Source organism: Mesorhizobium sp. M0077 (assembly GCF_040322955.1).
Taxonomy (GTDB): domain Bacteria; phylum Pseudomonadota; class Alphaproteobacteria; order Rhizobiales; family Rhizobiaceae; genus Mesorhizobium.
Genome location: NZ_JAMYUL010000010.1, coordinates 234,229 through 247,474, shown reverse-complemented (window position 1 = coordinate 247,474; position 13,246 = coordinate 234,229). Strand labels below are relative to the sequence as shown.

Here is a 13,246-nt window from a genome sequence, read left to right as displayed (position 1 = left end):
TTCCTCTCCCTCCGGAGGGGGGAGAGGTGGCTCGGCGAAGCCGAGACGGAGTGGGGGAACCACCTGGCAACCGCCGCGAACGGACATAGGAAGGGCAATAGGGCCAAACATCACCTCGCCTTCCGCCCCAAGGGTCCAAACCCACGCCGGCAACCCCACCCCCGGCTAGCTACGCTCGACACCTCTCCCCCGATCGACGGGGGAGAGGAAGGGCTCCCTTCCGCAACCGCTGCGGAGGATGGGCAGGCAGGTGAGGGGCAGCGCAAACGTCCGCAGGAGATTCAAACCCTGAAGCGCTGCCTTAGACCGATATGCGAGATTGATCCGAGCTGGCGCGCCAGCGCCACTTATGTCCAACACGGTACGAATCCGGCCGATGCAAAATCGTTACCTGCCCTATTTATTGACCTTGCCCAGCCTGTTTCTGGCCGCAGTCGTCATCTTCTGGCCGGTCTGGGACCTGATCCAGATATCGACGCATGATGTCAGCCGTTTTGGGCAGCTGCGGGACTTCAACGATTTCGCCAATTATTCCGCCTTCCTCGCCGATCCCGATTTCCTGGCGGCACTCTGGCGCACCGGCCTGTGGACCGTGCTGGTGGTCGGCGGCGCGCTGCTGTTGTCCGTCCCCGTGGCGATGATCCTCAATACCGATTTCTACGGCCGCGGCATTGCCCGCGTCATCATCATGCTGCCCTGGGCGGTGTCGCTGACGATGACGGCGGTGGTCTGGCGCTGGGCGCTCAACGGCGAAAGCGGGATGCTGAACTCGGCGCTGATCGGGCTTGGCCTGATCCATGAGAACATCCAGTGGCTGGCGCGCGCCGAGACGGCATTCCCGATGCAGGTGCTGATCGGCATATTGGTGACGGTACCGTTCACCACGACCATCTTCCTCGGCGGCCTGTCGTCGATCCCCGACGACCTCTACGAGGCGGCGGCCCTGGAGGGGGCGACGCCGCTGCAGCAGTTCCGCGAGATCACCTTTCCGCTGCTGAAGCCGTTCATCAACATCGCCATCGTCCTCAACACCATCTACGTCTTCAATTCCTTCCCGATCATCTGGGTGATGACGCAGGGCGGGCCGGCCAACTCGACCGACATATTGGTCACCCATCTCTACAAGCTGGCCTTCCGCATCGGCAAACTGGGGGAAGCATCGGCGGTGTCGCTGCTGATGTTTGCCATCCTTTTGATCTTCACCATGATCTATGTGCGGCTTGCCATGCGGGAGCAGCGCACATGACGCCCAAGCTGAAGCGTACGATCATCGCATGGCTGCTGCTTTCGCCGCTGCTCGTGGTGACCATCTTCCCCTTCGCGGTAATGTTTTTGACCGCGGTCAAACCGCGGCAGGAGGTGCTGTCGCCGACCTGGTGGCCAAGCGAATTCCACTGGTCGAATTTTGCCGACATGTGGGTGGCGACCGGCTTTGGCCAGGCGCTGGCCAATTCGCTCTATGTCTCTGTTATCGCCACCGTCGGCGCCATCCTGATCTCGGTGCCGGCCGCCTATGCCATGTCGCGGTTTCGCTTTGCCGGCTATGGCGCCTTCCGCCAGTTCCTGCTGATCTCGCAGATGATCTCGCCGATCGTGCTGGTGCTCGGCCTGTTCCGGCTGATGGCGGCCTGGGGTCTGATCGAATCCACGACCGCGCTCGGCGTCATCTACATGGCTTTCAACGTCGCCTTCACCGTGTGGATGCTGCAAAGCTATTTCGACACCATCCCGCGCGATCTCGAGGAAGCAGCGTGGATGGAAGGCGCCGGCCGCTGGCTGACCTTGCGAAAAGTGTTTCTGCCGCTTTGCCTGCCGGCAATCGCGGTGACCGCCATCTTCACCTTCATCAACGCATGGAATGAGTTCGTCGTTGCGCTCACAATGCTGCGCAGCCAGGAAAGTTACACGCTGCCGATCCAGGTGTTCTCGCTGGTCGCCGGCCGCTACACGATCGAATGGCACCATGTAATGGCGGCGACGCTGCTGGCGACGCTGCCGGTGGCAATCCTGTTCATCTGGCTGCAGCGCTATCTCGTCCGCGGGCTGGCGCTCGGGGCCGTAAAATAGCAATTCCAGGAAAAGTGTGGAGCGGTTTTCCGTCCGGAATTGCGAAAAACAAATAGCCGTACGGAGTTTTCATGCGCATCTTCACCGCCTCGCTGGCGACCGAAACCAACACCTTCTCGCCGGTGCCGACCGACCGGGCGTCGTTCGAGATGGCGTTCTATGCCGGGCCGGGCAAGCATCCTGATACACCGACCTTGTGCTCCTCGCCGATGGTCGCGCTGCGCCGGCGCGCGGCTGCCGAAGGGCTGACCGTCGTCGAAGGCACCGCCACCTGGGCGGAGCCGGGCGGGCTGGTGCAGCGGCAGACCTATGAGGGGTTGCGTGACGAGATTCTCGGCCAGTTGAAGGCAGCCTTGCCGGTCGGCGCCGTCATCCTCGGCCTGCACGGCGCCATGGTGGCGCAAGGCTATGACGATTGCGAAGGCGATCTGCTGGAACGGGTTCGCGCAATCGTCGGGCCCGACGTGGTGATCGCGGTGGAGCTCGACCCGCACAGTCATCTGACCCCAAAGCGCGTCGCGGCATGCAATGTCATGGCCTATTTCCTCGAATTCCCGCACACCGACTTCTATGAGCGCGGCGAACATGTCGTCGAGCTTGGATTGGCGGCGGCGCGCGACGAGATCAAGCCGGTGATCTCGACCTTCGACTGCCGCATGATCCAGGTGCTGCCGACCAGCCGCGAGCCGATGCGCTCCTTCGTCGACCGCATCAAGGCGCTGCACGGCAAGGACGGCGTGCTGTCGGTCTCGGTCATCCACGGCTTCATGGCGGCGGACGTGCCGGAAATGGGCACGCGCATCCTGGTCGTGACCGACAATGACAAGGCCAAGGGCGATGCGCTGGCAGAGAGGCTCGGGCGCGAGCTTTACGCCATACGCGAAAGGACGGCGATGACGATGCTGAACACCGAGGATGGCATCGCGCGGGCACTGGCCGTGCGCAAGGGAAACCCCGGCAAGCCGGTTGTGATTGCCGACATCTGGGACAATCCCGGCGGTGGCGTCGCCGGCGACGGTACCGTTGTGCTGCGCGCCATGTTGGAACAGGGCGTTGACAATTTTGGCGTGGCGACGATCTGGGACCCGATCGCCGTCACATTTTGCCACGCGGCAGGCGAAGGCGCCGTCATCGACCTGCGCTTCGGCGGCAAGGCCGGGCCGCTGGCCGGCGAACCGATCGATGCGCGCGTCAAGGTGTTGAAAGCCGTCCCCGAGGGCTGGCAGAGCTTCGGGCCAAGCCGGGTGACGCTCGGGCCGACGGCGCTGGTGCGGCTCGAAGGCACCGAAATCGACATCATCCTCAACACCAACCGCACGCAGACCTTCGAGCCGGATATTTTCTCCAACATCGGCGTCGATCCGTTGTCGAAGGACATATTGCTGATCAAGTCGACCAACCATTTCTACGCCGGCTTTGAACCGATCGCGGCGGAGATTATTTATGTCTCGGCGCCGAGTTCGTATCCGAGCAATCCGGCGGTGACGGATTACAAGAAGCTGACGCGGCCGGTGTGGCCACGGGTGGCTGACCCTTGGCGCTGGTGATCTCCCCGCTTGAGAGGGAGATGTCGCCAAAGGCGACAGAGGGGGTCCTCGCGCGTGAAGCGCCGACCTTCATCTGCCGCAGGAGGTCGAGCCCAGTCGGACCGACCCCCTCTGGCCGCTTTGCGGCCATCTCCCCCTCGAGGGGGGAGACAAGGCGGCGCTATAGCAATCCCCGCTTCACCATCATCGCTTCCGGCGAAGGCATCTTGCCGCGGAACGCCGTGTACAGCTCCTCCGGATCCTTCGACCCGCCGGCGGCATAGATATTCTTCCGCAGCCGTTCCGCCAGCGCCGGGTTGAAGGGATCGCCAGTCTCCTCGAAGGCGGCGAAGGCGTCGGCGTCGAGCACTTCCGACCACATGTAGGAATAGTAGCCGGCTGAATAACCGTCGCCGGAGAAGATATGGCCGAAATGCGGGGTGCGATGACGCATGGCGATGGTGTCGGGCATATCAAGCTTTTCCAGCGTTTCGGCTTCGAAACGCAGCGGTTCCGCCGGCGCATCCGGCCGCGCGTGATACGCCATGTCGATCAGCGCCGACGCTGTGAACTCGACCGTGGCGAAACCGGCGCCGAACGTGCGGGCGGCCAGCATCTTGTCGAGCAGCGACTTCGGCATCGGCTTGCCGGTCTTGACATGCAGCGCATGCTTTTCCAGCACTGCGGGCACCGTCAGCCAGTGCTCGTAGAGCTGCGAAGGCAGTTCGACGAAATCGCGGGAAACCGAGGTGCCCGCCACCGACGGCCAGGTGACGTCGGTCAGCATGCCGTGCAAAGCATGGCCGAATTCGTGGAACAGGGTCTTGGCCTCATCGACCGACAGCAGCGCCGCTTCCCCCGCCGGCGGCTTGGCGAAGTTCATGATGTTGTAGATCACCGGCTTTGAGCCATCCCCAAGCTTGTAGCCAGACTTCAGCGCGCTCATCCAGGCGCCAGAACGCTTCGAGGATCGGGCAAAATAGTCGGCGAGGAACAGGCCGCGCTCGCTGCCATCGGCGTTCTTCACCACGAAGACGCGCGCGTCGGGATGCCAGGCGGCGATGCCCTTCTTCTCCTCGAAAGTGATGCCGAACAGTTTTGTGGCGACGTCGAAGCAGGCGTCGATGACCCGGTCGAGTTGCAGATAGGGTTTCAGTTCCGCCTCGTCGAAGTCGAATTTTTCGGCGCGCAATTTCTCCTGGTAGAAGCGCCAGTCCCAGGCGGCGAATTTTTCGTTGCTGCCTGCCTTGGTCGCCAGCCGCTCCAGCTCCTTCTGGTCGGCGGCGGCCTTCTCCAGCGCTTTCTCCCAGACCGGGTCGAGGAGGTCGTGCACCGCCTTCGGCGTCTTGGCCATGGTGTCGTCGAGCTTCAGCGCGGCGAACGAGGCATAGCCGAGCAGCCTGGCCTTTTCGGCGCGCAATTTCAGCATGTCGCGCACCACTGCGGTGTTGTCGCTGGCGCCGCCATTCTGGCCGCGCATGGTGAAGGCGCGGAAAGCGGTCTCGCGCAGATCGCGGCGTTCAGAAAAGGTCGTGAACGGCTCATAGATTGAGCGCGACAAAGTGACGGCGTAGCGGCCCTTCTGGCCGCGCGTCTCGGCGGCTTCGGCCATCGAACTCTTCACGAAGTCCGGCAGGCCCGCAAGATCAGCCTCGTCGAGGAAAAGCGCCCAGTCGCGCTCGTCGGCCAGCACGTTCTGGCCGAAGGTCGTGCCGAGCGAGGACAGCTCCTCGCTGATGTTGGCCAGCCGCTTCTTGCCGTCGGCGTCGAGTTTTGCGCCCGATCGCACAAAGCCTTTCCAGGTCTTCTCCAGCACCCGCAGCGTCTCGGCGTCGAGTTTTAGCGTCTCCCGGCGCTGGTAGAGGTCGTCGATGCGGGCAAATAGTTTCTCGTTCATCGAGATCGCCGAGAAATGCCGCGACATCTTCGGCGAGATATCGCGTTCCAGCGCCTGGATCGCATCGTTGGTGTGGGCGCCGGCCCGGCACCAGAAGATCGACGAGACATGGTCGAGCGGCTCACCGGCGAGCTCGAGGGCTGCCAGCGTATTCTCGATGGTCGGCGCATCCTTGTTGCCGGCGATCGCATCGATTTCGGCCTCATGTGCCTTCAGCGCCGCGTCGAACACCGAGGAGAAATCGTCGTCGCCGATGCTGGCAAAATCCGGCAGGCCGAGCGGCCCTTGCCATTTGGTCAGCGGATGGGCGGCGAGATCGACGGTTTTCGTGGACGGCATGGGGGATCTTTCGATGATTGGCGGAGCTTGCTGACCGATGTAGGGCGATGACTGGCGCGGCGCAACAGCGCGGCCGTTCAAGCCCGCGTCAGAAGCCGTCGCAATTTTCCGCGATCGCCGCTTGCGAACTGGCGGTGATGCGGTTGCCGGTGACGGCGAACGTTTCCTGCATCAGCATGTCATTGTTGGGGAAATCATAGCAGGCGATGACAGTGGTGACGCCGGCCTCGCTCTTTTCGACGCGATGCCGGATTGCGGCGCCGGCGACCGCGCCCTTCCATTCGTCGATCGACGCGATGAACTCCTGCTTCGACTGCACGACGCCGAGATCGTCGAGCTTGATGCGGACATCGTCGGCGAGCAGGTCCGACAATTCGGTGCGATCGGCGACCAGCAGCGCCGAATACCAGCGGTCGATAATGGCGCCGTCATCGGAGCGGGCAGGGACGAGCGAAATCAGCAGCGCCGCTACGGCGAAAGCGATCGCAGGCCAAACCCGCATTCTTGCCTCCTCTTATTTGACCATGCCCTTATCCGAAAACCGGTTCCCACTTTTCGGGATCATGGGTCTACGTCAAATCCGGCCGCTCGAAGTCGCCGGTGTCCTTGTTCATCACCCAGAGCTCGCCGGTCGAGATGTCGAACCAGGCGCCATGCAGCGACAGCCGCCCCTTGCCTTCGAGGATGGAGACGCAAGGGAAGGTCCTGAGATTGGCGATCGAATAGCGGATGGAAATCCGCTCCAGCGCCGTCTGCCGTTCGGTTGCCGTCATGAACGTGCTGGACGAAACGGTTTCGGCCGCCGGCGCGATCAGGCTCATCCATTTGCCGATGAAGTCGCCGGGCGACAGCGGCGCCGAATTGGTGTCGAGCGCGGCGCGGATGCCGCCGCAGCGGCCATGGCCCATCACCACGATGTTTTTCACCTTCAGGCTCTGCACGGCGAATTCGAGCGCGGCCGAGGTCGAGTGGAACTCGCCGTCCGGTGCATAGGGCGGCACCAGATTGCCGACATTGCGCAGGACGAACAGTTCGCCCGGACCGGCGTCGAAGATCGCCTCGGGGGCAGAGCGGGAATCGCAGCAGGCAACGATCATGGTTTCGGGCGCCTGCCCCTCGCGGGCGAGCTCGCGATAGCGTCCGCTCTCGGTGAGATAGCGGCCATTCATGAAGTTGCGGTAGCCGGTCCAAAGATGTTCGGGGAGATGGGGCATGGGCTAGGGATGAAGCCTTTCGGGGTTAGCGACGGCAGCTCATTTCAAGTTAGAAAGGCTCTAACGGCAAATGCCCGTCGCGGGCAATGCCGAATTGCGGATGGCTTCGTCGCAAATCGCCATGCCGCACGCATGGCTCGCCGCTTGCCTCACGCCCACATCGCCAGGGGAATGCCCAAACGGTCGGCAAGCGGCGGGTCGGGAAACGGCTTTGCCTCGCCGCCGGCAATGCGTCCGGCAATCAGCATCATCGCTGCGGCGTCGAGGAAATCGTCGGCGGCAGCACCGCGTGGCGGCGGCTGGTCAAGGAAAGCTCTGGTATAGCCGTGCCGGCAGAGCAGTGCCTTGCGCTCTTCCATCCCGGCAGGATTGACTGCGCCCTTGATCTTCTTCGGCAGCGTCATCGGTTTTCGCCGTTCAGCCGGCAGAAGGCCACTTCGGGGTGCGATTCGAAGACGCGGCGGCGCAGTTCCGGACGCACAATCAGCAGCGCGTCGATCTCGCGGATCTTGGCAAATATGCCGAAGGCCTGGATCGAGACGCCGCGTGGCGGATCGGAGGTCGCCTTGGCCACCTCTCTGGCGCGCCGATGCGCCTCATACCAGGCCTCGACCGTGGTGAAGTCGCTGATGTCGGCGTAGAGGGCCGCGCGGGACGGGATAGAGAAGACGCTGGATTGCCGTGCTCCGAGCATTGGCCGTACCAAGGTCTCCGGCCCGCGCCCGCCTCTTTGCGAGACGTCCGGCAGGCCGATCGGCATGTCGACGACCACTGTCGCATCGGCGGGCAAGGCGTCGAGCAGGGTCGCAAAGCTGGGAAAGACGCGGACTGACGGCGCGGCATCCAGATCGCGGCGGACGGCGATCCAGCCGGCCTTGCAGCCGTCGACGCCGACGACCAGGGTCGAGGTCACGCCCGGCGGTCCCGCCCCGGATGGGTGAGGTGGCGCAGCTGCACCATCGCCATCGGGTGCGACAGGCTCTGGGCATCGGTTTCAAGCTGCAGCTCGTCGCCGCCACGCTTGGCGGTTCGCGCCAGGATTTCGTAGACGGCGGCGGTGGTCGATTGCAGCGCCTTGATCGGCGGCTGCCCCGACAGGATGCGGGCGAGGTAGACGGCCGCAGTCAGGTCGCCGAGGCCATTCGGCGGCTTGTCGATGAGGCGGTGTTCGGCCAGCAGCGCCTGGGTGCCGTCAAGCAGCAGATTGCCGGTGCCGCCGGTCATCATCGACTGTGCCGACGTCACCAGCATTGTTGACGGTCCGGCATGGAGGGCGGCCGAGATCACCGATTTCAGATCGGGCAAAGGCGCACCGGCCATCCATTCCAGCTCATAGCGGTTGGGGGTGGCGATGTCGGCGATCGGCATCAGCCGGTCGCGCATCGCGGCGGCCGTCGGCTCGGGCACATAGAGCCCGCCGGAATCGCCCATCACCGGATCGCATATATAGATCGCTTCCGGCGTCTTGGCCTTGACGGCCGCGACCAGCGAAGCGACGGCGTCGGCCTGGCCGGCCTCGCCGAGATAGCCCGACAGCACCGCACCGACCTCACCCAGCCAGGGCGCGCGCTCGAGATCGGCCATCAGCGCCTTGAACTGGTCGAGCGGCGGCACGATGCGCGTGGCGCGGCCGTGGCCCGGATGCCAGGGCAAGATGACCGTCGGTACCGCCCACACCGGAAAGCCCAGCGTCTCCAGCGCAAACACGGCGGCGCGGTTGCCGACCGAGCCGCGGGCGACATGGCTGGAAATGACGATGACCGCGCGCGGCGCGTCGGCTTTTTCGCTGTTCATGGAAAATCCTAGATACGGATAATTTTTCGTTGAATCGTCATCCTGATCTATCTCTTTGGTTGGAGCATGATCTCCGGACAAAACGGTTCCCGCTTGTCCGAGAAAACCGGTTCCCACTTTTCAGGATCATGCTCTAGCTGCCCCGGGAGACGTAGTACACGAGCCAGATCAAAAGGCCGAGGGCGACGATGAGCCCAAGTGTGCGGCCGATGCGGGTGCCCCAGACCTCGATCGGATCGGATCGGTCGGCCTCGGCTGCGGTAACATGATCGCGGGCGCCTTTCGCTGCCCGTGACACCAGCGATGCGCCGCCAAGGCCGCCCTCGTTCGCCACGCGCTCAATAATGCGGCGCGATTCGCTGTCATCGTCGCGGCGTTCCGCCATGATCCTGTCCTGTTTGCCGGCAACCATATCGTGTTCGCGCGATCAATCACAGGGCCTCGCCGGCGCATGAATGCGCGCCAGGAATGCGCGCCAGCGGCAGACATTTTCTTGAGCGCGGATTGTGCTAATGCTTCGCATGCAACTTCTGTCGAGGGACCTCACCATGTTTGCCCAGCGCCTTGCCTTCCCTTTCCGCAGTCTGCCGGCCGTGCTGATGATGGCCGTCGTGCTGCCTCTGCTCGCCGGCTGCGGCTTCAACACCATCCCGACGGCGGAGGAAAACGCCAAGGCGGCATGGAGCGAGGTGCTGAACCAGTATCAGCGTCGGTCCGACCTCATTCCCAATTTGGTCGAGACGGTGAAGGGCTATGCCTCGCATGAAAAGGACACGCTCGATGCGGTGGTCGAAGCGCGCGCTAAGGCGACGCAGATCACGGTGACGCCGGAAACGCTGAAGGACCCCGAAGCGCTCAAGAAGTTCCAGGATGCGCAATCAGGGCTGACCAGCGCGCTATCGCGGCTGATCGCGGTGTCGGAGGCCTATCCCGACCTCAAGGCCAACCAGAATTTCCTGGCGCTGCAGGCGCAACTCGAAGGCACCGAGAACCGTATCGCCGTGGCGCGGCGCGACTACATCCTGGCGGTCAAGGATTACAATCTGACGCTGAGGACCTTTCCGTCGGTGCTATGGGCAACCTTCTGGTTCCGCAGCAACGAGCCCTTCGCCAACTTCACCGTCGAAGAAGACAAGATGCAGCCGCCGAAGGTCGATTTCGGCACGAAGCAGGGCGGGTGATGACGTCTGGGTGAGCTTGGCCTTTGCCAGCCTTGCGTTCCTTCACACCCCCCTCTGTCCTGCCGGACATCTCCCCCTCAAGGGGGGAGATCAGCTGTCTTCTGTCCTTGCGCCAAATATCAGCGTTGCCGGCTGAGCGTCGGCAGCGAGATTGCCAATCTCCCCCCTCGAGGGGGAGATGTCCGGCAGGACAGAGGGGGACGCGAAGGAACGCCAACCTTGGTGTTCTTCTCGCCTTTCTGGCCGTCTTCCTGCCCCTCACCGCCTTCGCCGCCGACCTCCCCGCGCTGACCGGCCGCGTCGTCGATAACGCCGGCATTATCGACGCGGGAACCAAAGCCGCGCTCACCCAGAAACTCGCCGACTTCGAGACAAAAGGCTCCGACCAGATCGTCGTCGCCACCATCCCCAGCCTCGACGGCGAGGAGATTGAGCCTTACGCCAACCGGCTGTTTCGCTTCTGGAAGCTCGGCCAGGCCAAGGAAAATAACGGCGTGCTGCTGCTGGTGGCGCCGAACGACCGCAAGATGCGCATCGAGGTCGGCTATGGGCTGGAAGGCACGCTGACCGATTTGCACACCAAGCTGATCATCGAAAACGACATGGTGCCGGCGTTCCGCGCCGGCGATTTCTCCGGGGGCATTTCCAAGGCCGTCGACGACATGGTGATGGTGCTGGAAGGCAATCCGGAGGAATTGGAGGCGCGCGGCGAGCGCAACCAGAAGCCGCCCATCAATACCGACAATCTGTTCTTCGGCGTCTTCATCAGCATCTGGGCAATCATCTTCTTCGGCAGCATGGCCGCCTCCATCCTGCCGCCGATCTTCGGCCAAAAACTCGGTCCCGGCCGCTATCGCTGGCTCGGCATGACATTCGAGCCGGGCCGGCGGTCGTCCAGCGGCGGCTGGTCTTCGGGCGGGGGCGGCTGGTCGTCGGGTTCAAGCGGTGGTGGCGGCTTTTCCGGCGGCGGCGGTTCGTCCGGCGGCGGCGGCTCCTCGGGAAGCTGGTGACGAGATGACAACACGCATCGCCAATCCCTGGCATGGCCGCTTCGCCACGATGACCGGCGCTGCCTTGCTGGTCTTGCTCGTCAGCTTCGCGGCGCTGGCGGCGGAACTGCCCGCCCTCACCGGTCGTGTCGTCGACAATGCAGGCATCATCGATGCCGCGACCGAGGCGGCGCTCACCCAAAGACTGGCCGATTTCGAGACCAAAGGCTCCGACCAGATCGTCGTCGCGACGGTTCCCAGCCTCGACGGCGAGGAGATCGAGCCTTACGCCACCCGGCTGTTCAACGCTTGGAAGCTCGGCCAGAAGGCCAAGAACAATGGCGTGCTTCTGCTGGTGGCCGTGAACGACCGCAAGATGCGCATCGAGGTCGGCTACGGGCTGGAAGCCACGCTCACCAACCAGCACGCCACACGGATCATTGAAGGCATGGTGCCGGCCTTCCGCGCCGGGGATTTCTCCGGCGGTATTTCCAAAGCGGTCGACGACATGATCATGGTGATTGAGGACAGTCATGGTGGTTGAGGGGAACTGGTGACGGCATGACAGTACGCGTCTTCAATCCGCCAAGACCTGGCCGCGCAGCCGCGACGATCGGCATCGCGCTGTTGACGATGCTCACCATGCTGTTTGTAGCTTTGGCGGCAGACCTGCCGGCACTCACCGGGCGGGTGGTCGACAATGCCGGTATTATCGACGCCGCGACCAAGGCGGCACTGACGCAGAAGCTCGCGGATTTCGAGACCAAAGGCTCCGACCAGATCGTCGTCGCCACGATCAACAGCCTCGACGGCGAGGAGATCGAACCCTACGCCAACCGGCTGTTCCGCTTTTGGAAACTCGGGCAGGCCGGCGAAAACAACGGCGTGCTTCTGCTGGTGGCCAAGAACGACCACAAGATGCGCATCGAGGTCGGCTACGGGCTGGAAGGCACGCTGACCGACCTGCACACCAAACTGATCATCGAAAACGACATGGTGCCGGCGTTCCGCGCCGGTGATTTCTCCGGCGGCATTTCCAAGGCCGTCGACGACATGGTCATGGTGCTGGAAGGCAACCCGGAAGAGCTGGAGGCGCGCGGCAAGCGCAACCCGGCCGACCGCAGCACGCCCATCGATCCCGTCGTCGCGGTCTTCCTGATCCTGTGGGCGGCGATGTTCTTCGGCGGCCTGGCGATGGCCTTCCTGCCGCCGATCTTCGGCACCAAGCTGTCGCCGGGCGTGTATAAATGGCTGGGCATGACCTTTCGCTACGGCCAGGGGCCGAGCGGATCGTCCTCGGGCTCCAGCAGCTGGACAACAAGTTCGTCGTCGGGCAGCGGATGGTCATCGGGAAGTTCGGGCAGCAGCTGGTCTTCGGGCTCAAGCAGCGGCGGCGGGTTTTCAGGCGGCGGCGGTTCGTCTGGCGGTGGCGGGTCTTCAGGGAGCTGGTGAGAGAAGATGGCAACACGACCGATCAGCCCACAGGACCATGAGCGCATCGCCACCGCGATCCGCGCGGCCGAGGCCAAAACCGACGGCGAGATCTACTGCGTCGTTGCGCATGCCAGCGACGGCTATTTCTTTCCCGCCGCCTTCATGGCGACATCAGGCATGCTGATTGCCAGCCTCGCCGTCGCTTATGGGCTGGAAGCCTGGTGGCTGTCGATCCGGCTGCCGCATTTCGTCATTGTCCAACTGCTGGCACTGGCCTCGGTGTTGGTGCTTTTGTGGGCGCTGCCGGGCTTGCGCATCCATCTGGTGCCGCGCCGGCAGCGTTATCAGGCGGCACATCACAATGCGCTCAGGCAGTTCCTCGCCCGCAATGTCCACCGCACCACGGCGCGCACCGGCGTGTTGGTCTTCGTGTCGATCGCCGAGCGTTATGCCGAAGTGGTCGCCGATTCGGGCATCGACAGCAAGGTCGGCCAGCATGTCTGGGACGGCGTGCTGCGCGATCTCCTGCAGCATGCCGGTCACGACCGGCTCGCCGACGGCTTCGTCAAGGCGATCGGGCAGGTCGGCGCGGTGCTGGCCGAGCATTTCCCGGTGACGTCGGGCGATGCCAATGAACTGGACGATCATCTCGTCGAGATCTGAAAAGCCAGCACGCGCTACCCGGACGGACGCCTGACCGCGCCGGCTGGGTGCGTTTTCCAGGCAGGCTTTGCCCATTGTCAGCAGTGTCGCGATCGGCTGTGAGAAAGCGGTCGGCGGGCTGACCTCGACTCTTGCAAATGGC

At 63.7% G+C, this 13,246-nt stretch carries 12 protein-coding genes and 2 pseudogenes; 8 read left to right on the top strand and 6 right to left on the bottom strand.

The window, feature by feature from the left end; genetic code table 11:
* The first annotated feature begins 376 nt into the window (after positions 1–376).
* From NKJ57_RS20545 to NKJ57_RS20535, 3 genes are all read left to right on the top strand, one after another.
* Positions 377–1,246, top strand: coding sequence for a carbohydrate ABC transporter permease (locus NKJ57_RS20545; protein ID WP_023745368.1), 870 nt, complete (start codon positions 377–379; stop codon positions 1,244–1,246).
* Complete coding sequence (locus NKJ57_RS20540; protein ID WP_023668609.1) at positions 1,243–2,067, top strand: carbohydrate ABC transporter permease; 825 nt, start codon at positions 1,243–1,245, stop codon at positions 2,065–2,067. Before NKJ57_RS20545 ends, NKJ57_RS20540 begins: the two co-directional genes overlap by 4 nt.
* 71 nt (positions 2,068–2,138) lie before the next feature.
* Positions 2,139–3,614, top strand: coding sequence for a M81 family metallopeptidase (locus NKJ57_RS20535; RefSeq protein WP_352512126.1), 1,476 nt, complete (start codon positions 2,139–2,141; stop codon positions 3,612–3,614).
* Between the two features lie 160 nt (positions 3,615–3,774).
* Here NKJ57_RS20535 and NKJ57_RS20530 read toward each other — a convergent pair whose 3' ends face one another.
* The 6 genes and pseudogenes from NKJ57_RS20530 to NKJ57_RS20505 all read right to left on the bottom strand — a co-directional run bounded on the left by NKJ57_RS20530 (position 3,775) and on the right by NKJ57_RS20505 (position 9,222).
* Entirely contained in the window at positions 3,775–5,829 is a 2,055-nt protein-coding gene (locus NKJ57_RS20530) for a M3 family metallopeptidase (RefSeq protein ID WP_352512128.1), read from the bottom strand.
* Positions 5,830–5,917: 88 nt separating this feature from the next.
* On the bottom strand, positions 5,918–6,331 hold the full coding sequence (locus NKJ57_RS20525; RefSeq protein ID WP_023688839.1) for a hypothetical protein: 414 nt from the start codon (positions 6,329–6,331) through the stop codon (positions 5,918–5,920).
* 67 nt (positions 6,332–6,398) lie between these two features.
* Entirely contained in the window at positions 6,399–7,043 is a 645-nt protein-coding gene (locus NKJ57_RS20520) for a carbonic anhydrase (protein WP_023681438.1), read from the bottom strand.
* A gap of 149 nt (positions 7,044–7,192) precedes the next feature.
* A pseudogene (locus NKJ57_RS20515) lies at positions 7,193–7,956 on the bottom strand (DUF429 domain-containing protein).
* A complete protein-coding gene (gene pdxY / locus NKJ57_RS20510) occupies positions 7,953–8,837 on the bottom strand; it encodes a pyridoxal kinase PdxY (RefSeq protein ID WP_023824319.1) in 885 nt (294 codons plus the stop codon). Before pdxY ends, NKJ57_RS20515 begins: the two are co-directional and overlap by 4 nt.
* Before the next feature lie 133 nt (positions 8,838–8,970).
* The gene (locus NKJ57_RS20505; protein ID WP_023732941.1) at positions 8,971–9,222 is read right to left on the bottom strand and encodes a hypothetical protein; all 252 of its coding nucleotides are present in this window, start codon (positions 9,220–9,222) and stop codon (positions 8,971–8,973) included.
* Between the two features lie 163 nt (positions 9,223–9,385).
* Here NKJ57_RS20505 and NKJ57_RS20500 point away from each other — a divergent pair, with 163 nt between their 5' ends.
* The 5 genes and pseudogenes from NKJ57_RS20500 (at position 9,386) to NKJ57_RS20480 (ending at position 13,104) form a co-directional block, all read left to right on the top strand.
* Positions 9,386–10,018: a LemA family protein gene (locus tag NKJ57_RS20500; RefSeq protein ID WP_023681434.1), complete on the top strand. Its 633-nt coding sequence runs from the start codon at positions 9,386–9,388 to the stop codon at positions 10,016–10,018.
* A gap of 239 nt (positions 10,019–10,257) precedes the next feature.
* The gene (locus NKJ57_RS20495) at positions 10,258–11,028 is read left to right on the top strand and encodes a TPM domain-containing protein (protein WP_196813610.1); all 771 of its coding nucleotides are present in this window, start codon (positions 10,258–10,260) and stop codon (positions 11,026–11,028) included.
* Positions 11,029–11,077: 49 nt separating this feature from the next.
* Positions 11,078–11,533: pseudogene (locus tag NKJ57_RS20490) on the top strand (TPM domain-containing protein); the annotation flags it as partial.
* Between the two features lie 35 nt (positions 11,534–11,568).
* Positions 11,569–12,459, top strand: a complete 891-nt coding sequence (locus NKJ57_RS20485; protein ID WP_023681431.1) for a TPM domain-containing protein — start codon at positions 11,569–11,571, stop codon at positions 12,457–12,459.
* 6 nt (positions 12,460–12,465) lie between these two features.
* Complete coding sequence (locus tag NKJ57_RS20480) at positions 12,466–13,104, top strand: TPM domain-containing protein (RefSeq protein ID WP_352459947.1); 639 nt, start codon at positions 12,466–12,468, stop codon at positions 13,102–13,104.
* Positions 13,105–13,246 lie beyond the last annotated feature (142 nt).

What these genes read in the sequence shown, in the direction of transcription:
- NKJ57_RS20545 (WP_023745368.1), top strand. Translation starts at nt 377, where the DNA reads ATGCAAAATCGTTACCTGCCCTATTTATTGACCTTGCCCAGCCTGTTT.
- NKJ57_RS20540 (WP_023668609.1), top strand. Translation starts at nt 1,243, where the DNA reads ATGACGCCCAAGCTGAAGCGTACGATCATCGCATGGCTGCTGCTTTCG.
- NKJ57_RS20535 (WP_352512126.1), top strand. Translation starts at nt 2,139, where the DNA reads ATGCGCATCTTCACCGCCTCGCTGGCGACCGAAACCAACACCTTCTCG.
- NKJ57_RS20530 (WP_352512128.1), bottom strand. Translation starts at nt 5,829, where the DNA reads ATGCCGTCCACGAAAACCGTCGATCTCGCCGCCCATCCGCTGACCAAA.
- NKJ57_RS20525 (WP_023688839.1), bottom strand. Translation starts at nt 6,331, where the DNA reads ATGCGGGTTTGGCCTGCGATCGCTTTCGCCGTAGCGGCGCTGCTGATT.
- NKJ57_RS20520 (WP_023681438.1), bottom strand. Translation starts at nt 7,043, where the DNA reads ATGCCCCATCTCCCCGAACATCTTTGGACCGGCTACCGCAACTTCATG.
- pdxY (WP_023824319.1), bottom strand. Translation starts at nt 8,837, where the DNA reads ATGAACAGCGAAAAAGCCGACGCGCCGCGCGCGGTCATCGTCATTTCC.
- NKJ57_RS20505 (WP_023732941.1), bottom strand. Translation starts at nt 9,222, where the DNA reads ATGGCGGAACGCCGCGACGATGACAGCGAATCGCGCCGCATTATTGAG.
- NKJ57_RS20500 (WP_023681434.1), top strand. Translation starts at nt 9,386, where the DNA reads ATGTTTGCCCAGCGCCTTGCCTTCCCTTTCCGCAGTCTGCCGGCCGTG.
- NKJ57_RS20485 (WP_023681431.1), top strand. Translation starts at nt 11,569, where the DNA reads ATGACAGTACGCGTCTTCAATCCGCCAAGACCTGGCCGCGCAGCCGCG.
- NKJ57_RS20480 (WP_352459947.1), top strand. Translation starts at nt 12,466, where the DNA reads ATGGCAACACGACCGATCAGCCCACAGGACCATGAGCGCATCGCCACC.